Genomic DNA, 4,625 nt, shown 5'->3' with positions numbered 1-4,625 from the left:
GTACCGTTCTTAATCCGTGTCATCCGTCGAAGTCCGTAGCCATTCATTCTCTTACAGGAAGAAAAAGGCTACGCCCAGGATGACGTAGAGCACCAGTAGCATCGATCCTTCCAGCCAGTTGCTCTTGCCGTCCAGCGAGACGAACGCGGCGATTAGCGAGGCCGCGGCCACGGCCAGCACCTCGTACTGCGTGAACTCCAGCGGCATCGGGTTGCCCAAAGCCAGACTGATGAAGACCAGCGCCGGCGCGACGAACAGGGCGATCTGGAGGCTGGAGCCGATGGCGATGCTCAGGCTCAGATCCATCTGATTCTTGCGCGCCACCGTGACGGCTACAAAGTGCTCGGCGGCATTGCCGACCAGGGGGATGAGGATAATGCCCAGGAAGAACTCGCTCAGACCCAGCGAGGCCGTCACCGGTTCCACCGCTCCGACCAGGAACTCCGACAGCAGCGCGATAAGCCCCACGGCGATGACCAGGATGATCAGCGCGTGTCGGGTGCTCCACCCCGCGGGCGCGTGCGCCTCGCGGGCCACCGGGTTGGCTTCCAGCGTCCGCGACGTGAAGGAGTAGAGGATGCTCAGCCCATACATGACCAGGATGGCGATGGACGCGCCGATGCTCAGGAACTCTACCTTCTGAAAGTCGGGCTCCAGGGCCAGGTTGAAGAAAGAGGGGATGGCCAGGGCAAAGACAGACAGCACCAGCATCGTGGCGTCGATACCGGCGTTCTCGCGGTCGAAGCGCTGGACGCCGTTCTTCAGGCCGCCAACCAGCAGCGATAGACCTAAGACCAGCAGCAGGTTGCCCAGGATGGAGCCGGTGATGGAGGCCAGCACCAGTTCGATAAGCCCCTGGCGCAGGGCGACGATGGCGATGATGAGTTCGGCGGCGTTGCCCAGCGTGGCGTTCAGCAGACCGCCCGCCCGCTGACCAACCTTCTCGGCCAGCGCCTCCGTGCCCTCGCCGATCATGCCGGCCAGCGGCACGATGGCCGCGGCCGAGGCCAGCAGGATCCAGAGCGGATCGGCGTGGGCCAACTCCAGAATAACGGCGATGGGCACAAACAAGAAGAAGATGAGCAGGATGGGGCCAAGTCCCGTCCAATGTTCAATCCGTTTCAACAGCGAATCCATGCGGACAACCCTCCGGTAGTGAGCCAATCAAAATAAGGTCGGCGAAATTGTAGCCCCGTAGCGCCATTTGCCAAATCGCGCTACGGCCCAGGTTTCGATCCCGCCGCGAATGGCCTATAATCGCTCGACCGGCAAGCGCCACCGCTGCCTGGTTGTGAAGGCGCCAGGCAGCTTATCCCCGCGCTACCGGCCGCCGATCAACGCTACAGGAGAAGCGACTGTGCAATACCTACCCATTCATCATGAGAATACCGACCCCGACTTCGCCCAACTGAGCGAGTTCATCATCTCCGAGATGCGCCGGCTGCAAGTGCCGGGCGTGGCCGTGGGACTGCTGCACAACGGCCGGCAGCACCTGGCCGGCTTTGGCGTCACCAGCGTCGAGAACCCTCTGCCCGTGACGGCCGATACGCTCTTCCAGATCGGCTCCACGACCAAGACCATCACCGGCACGATCGTCATGCGGCTGGTCGAGCGGGGCCAACTCGACCTGGATCGGCCGGTGCGCGACTACTTGCCGGACTTGCGCCTCCGCGATAAGGAAGTCGAGGCCACGGTGACGATGCGCCATCTGTTGACCCACATGGGCGGCTGGACGGGCGACTTCTTCCGCGAGACGGGCAGCGGCGACGACTGCCTGGCCCGCTACGTGGCCGAAATGGCCGGTCTGGAGCAGGTCGTCCCCGTCGGCGCGATCTGGTCGTACAACAACGCCGGTTTCGGCCTGGCGGGGCGGGTCATCGAGGTCGTGACCGGCCGGCCGTATGAAGTGGTGGCCCAGGAGTTGGTGCTCGACCCGCTGGGCATGGACAACTCCTTCTTCGCGCCGGCCGACGTCATCTCGCGCCGCTTCGCCGTCGGGCATCGGGTAGACGAGAAAGAGGGGCTGGTGGTCGAACGCCCCTGGGCGTTGGCGCGGGCGGCCAACCCGGTCGGCGGGCTGTGTTCCAGCGCCCGCGACCAGTTGCGCTACGCCGCCTTCCACCTGGGCGACGGCGCGACCCCGGACGGCGAGCGCCTGCTGGCGCCAGAGACAATGGCCGCCATGCAAACCCCTTGCTGCCCGGCCAACCTGGGCCGGCAGATGGGGCTAAGCTGGCTGCTGCGGGAGATCGATGGGACGCGCATTGTCCTGCACGGTGGGGCGACCAACGGCCAGCTCTCCGCTTTCCTGTTCGTCCCGTCGCGCGGTTTTGCCCTGACGGTGCTGACCAACGCCGAAGAGGGCAGCATGCTCAACGACGAGGTGACGAAGTGGGCGCTGGCCCACTACCTCGACCTGCGCGAACCGGAGATGAACTATCTAACGCTGAGCGACGAGGAGTTGGCGGTCTACGCCGGGACGTACGAGGCGCAGATGACGACGTTGGCGCTCGTGGTGGAGGATGGGCAGATGATCGTGCGCGCGACGCCGAAGGGCGGCTTCCCCGACGTAGACTCGCCCCCCTCGCCCGCGCCGCCGCCTAGCCGTCTGGCCTTCTTCGCCCCCGACGCGGCCATCGCCCTTGACCCGCCGCTCATCAACATGAAGGCTGAGTTTCTGCAGGACGACCAGGGGCGCGTCACGTGGTTGCGCACGAGCCGGCTACACAAGAAAGGGGATAGGGGTTAGGGACTAGGGGACTAAGGAAGAGCGCTCTTCCCTAAACCCTGGCCCCTAGAACCTGGCCCCTACGGGTACGCCGGCGGTTGCCACGCCCCCTGGTAGCGCGTCACGTACTCGCGTACGCTGTCGGGGATGGGGAAGGCGCTGCGCGAGATGTAATCGTACATCACCTGCACCGTCTTACCATAGGCGATCAGCCGGCCGTCTTCCCCTTGCACGCGGTAGAGCATGTCAAAACTCTTGGTGCCGAAGCGGGAGATGCCCGTGCCCACGTAGATCTTCTCGGTCAGCAGCGCCGGCGACTTGTAGATGCAATTGGCCTCGACCAGGATGAGCGGCAAATCGAGCAACTCCGTGCCCATCAGGCCGCTGTGCTCCATGATCTCGCCCAGGTACTTGATGCGCACCGTCTCGTAGTAGGCGAAGAAGACGGCGTTGTTGACGTGGCCCATCGCGTCGATGTCGCGAAAGGCGACTTCCAGGGATATTTCGTAAGGGTAGTTGGTCTGAGTCATGGGTAAGTCCGCGGCGCTATTGGTGATGCCGGGCGACCCCATTCTAGCACGTTTCTCAGACCTGTCAGGTCTCGCGCGTCATTCGGCGGCCAGCGTTACCTGGACTTCCAGCGGCTCTCCCTCGCGCAGCAGCGATAGCGTGGCCCGATCGCCGGCGCGCTTGTTCAGTTCCAGATATTCCAGCAGTTGATTCCAGTCGGCTACTGTCTGCCCGTCGATGGCGACGATGATGTCGCCGCCGGCCAGGACGCGCTGGTTGCCGATGATGACTTCCTGTTGCGCGCCGCGCACGCCCGCCTCAGCGGCCGGGCCGCCCCGCGCCAATTGGGCCACCAGCACGCCCTGTTCTACCGGCAGGCCCAACTCCTGCGCCAGCCCCGCGCTGATCGAATAGCCCAGCAGGCCCAGCGTCGGGTGCTGGTAGCGCCCCTCGGCAATGAGCACCGGGACGACGCGCTTCAGCGTGTCCACCGGCACGGCGAAACCGATGCCCTCCGCGCCCTGCTGGATGGCCGTGTTGATGCCGATCACCTGGCCGCGCGAGTTTAGCAGCGGCCCGCCCGAGTTGCCGGGGTTGATGGCCGCGTCCGTCTGGATGACGTTGAAGATGAAGTCGCCCGCGTCTGTCTCCAGCGGACGGCCCAGGGCGCTGATCACGCCGGTCGTCAACGTTTGGTCAAGTCCAAACGGGTTGCCGATGGCGATGGCCCGCTGACCCACACGGATGTCAGCCGAGCCGCCCAACGGCAGCGGGTTGAGCGGCGCGGTCGTCCCGACGACGCGCAGCACGGCCAGATCGTTGCGCGGATCGACGCCGACGACCTCCGCCTCGGCCTCGCTCTCGTCGGCGAAGATAACCTCGATGCGGTCGGCGTCGGCGATAACGTGGTAGTTGGTGACGATGTGGCCCGCACCGGGGCCGGCATCGTCCCAGATGAAGCCGGAGCCGGTTCCCTCGCTGGCCGTCGGGCCGAAGAAGAAGTCCATCGTCACGATCTGCGTGGCAATGTGGACGACAGAGGGGCCAGCGCGCTGGTAGAGGTTGGTGATCAACTGCTCCTCGATGTCGAGCGGCAACAGGTCGGCCTCCGAGAGGGGTGTCGGCGTGGCGATGAGGATGATTGGGGTGGCTGTAGCCGCCGGCGCGGTGGTCAACGTGGAGTTCGCGCCGGATAGCCGGCAGCCGGCCAGAAACAGCGCGGCCAGTATCAGCAGGCCGAAGCAGCGGTAGGCGCGCTTCATGTTGCTAGCCGCGGTCAGCTACGACCGCCGCGCCGTCAGTGGCGGCGCAGATGTAGAGTTGAGGTGTCAGCCCGGTGGCCGCTTCGTAGAGGGCAGCCACGGCGGCGGCGAAGGCTTCCGCTTCG

4 protein-coding genes are annotated in these 4,625 nt (G+C 65.2%); 1 reads left to right on the top strand and 3 read right to left on the bottom strand.

The window, feature by feature from the left end; genetic code table 11:
* Positions 1 to 51: 51 nt before the first annotated feature.
* The gene (gene cax / locus ACE3UY_RS15145) at positions 52 to 1,125 is read right to left on the bottom strand and encodes a calcium/proton exchanger (RefSeq protein ID WP_374688337.1); all 1,074 of its coding nucleotides are present in this window, start codon (positions 1,123 to 1,125) and stop codon (positions 52 to 54) included.
* Positions 1,126 to 1,357: 232 nt separating this feature from the next.
* Here cax and ACE3UY_RS15140 point away from each other — a divergent pair, with 232 nt between their 5' ends.
* Complete coding sequence (locus ACE3UY_RS15140) at positions 1,358 to 2,749, top strand: serine hydrolase domain-containing protein (RefSeq protein ID WP_374688336.1); 1,392 nt, start codon at positions 1,358 to 1,360, stop codon at positions 2,747 to 2,749.
* A 59-nt stretch (positions 2,750 to 2,808) separates the two neighbouring features.
* Here ACE3UY_RS15140 and ACE3UY_RS15135 read toward each other — a convergent pair whose 3' ends face one another.
* Both ACE3UY_RS15135 and ACE3UY_RS15130 read right to left on the bottom strand, forming a co-directional pair.
* A complete protein-coding gene (locus ACE3UY_RS15135; RefSeq protein WP_374688335.1) occupies positions 2,809 to 3,258 on the bottom strand; it encodes an acyl-CoA thioesterase in 450 nt (149 codons plus the stop codon).
* Between the two features lie 78 nt (positions 3,259 to 3,336).
* Positions 3,337 to 4,500 (bottom strand): S1C family serine protease, encoded by a 1,164-nt coding sequence (locus tag ACE3UY_RS15130; protein WP_374688334.1) that lies wholly within the window; start codon positions 4,498 to 4,500, stop codon positions 3,337 to 3,339.
* Positions 4,501 to 4,625: the final 125 nt, after the last annotated feature.

The sequence above is a fragment of the Promineifilum sp. (SeqCode) genome (assembly GCF_041918635.1).
GTDB lineage: Bacteria > Chloroflexota > Anaerolineae > Promineifilales > Promineifilaceae > Promineifilum.
This window is presented reverse-complemented; position numbering and strand designations above follow the sequence as displayed.

What these genes read in the sequence shown, in the direction of transcription:
- ACE3UY_RS15135 (WP_374688335.1), bottom strand. Translation starts at nt 3,258, where the DNA reads ATGACTCAGACCAACTACCCTTACGAAATATCCCTGGAAGTCGCCTTT.
- ACE3UY_RS15130 (WP_374688334.1), bottom strand. Translation starts at nt 4,500, where the DNA reads ATGAAGCGCGCCTACCGCTGCTTCGGCCTGCTGATACTGGCCGCGCTG.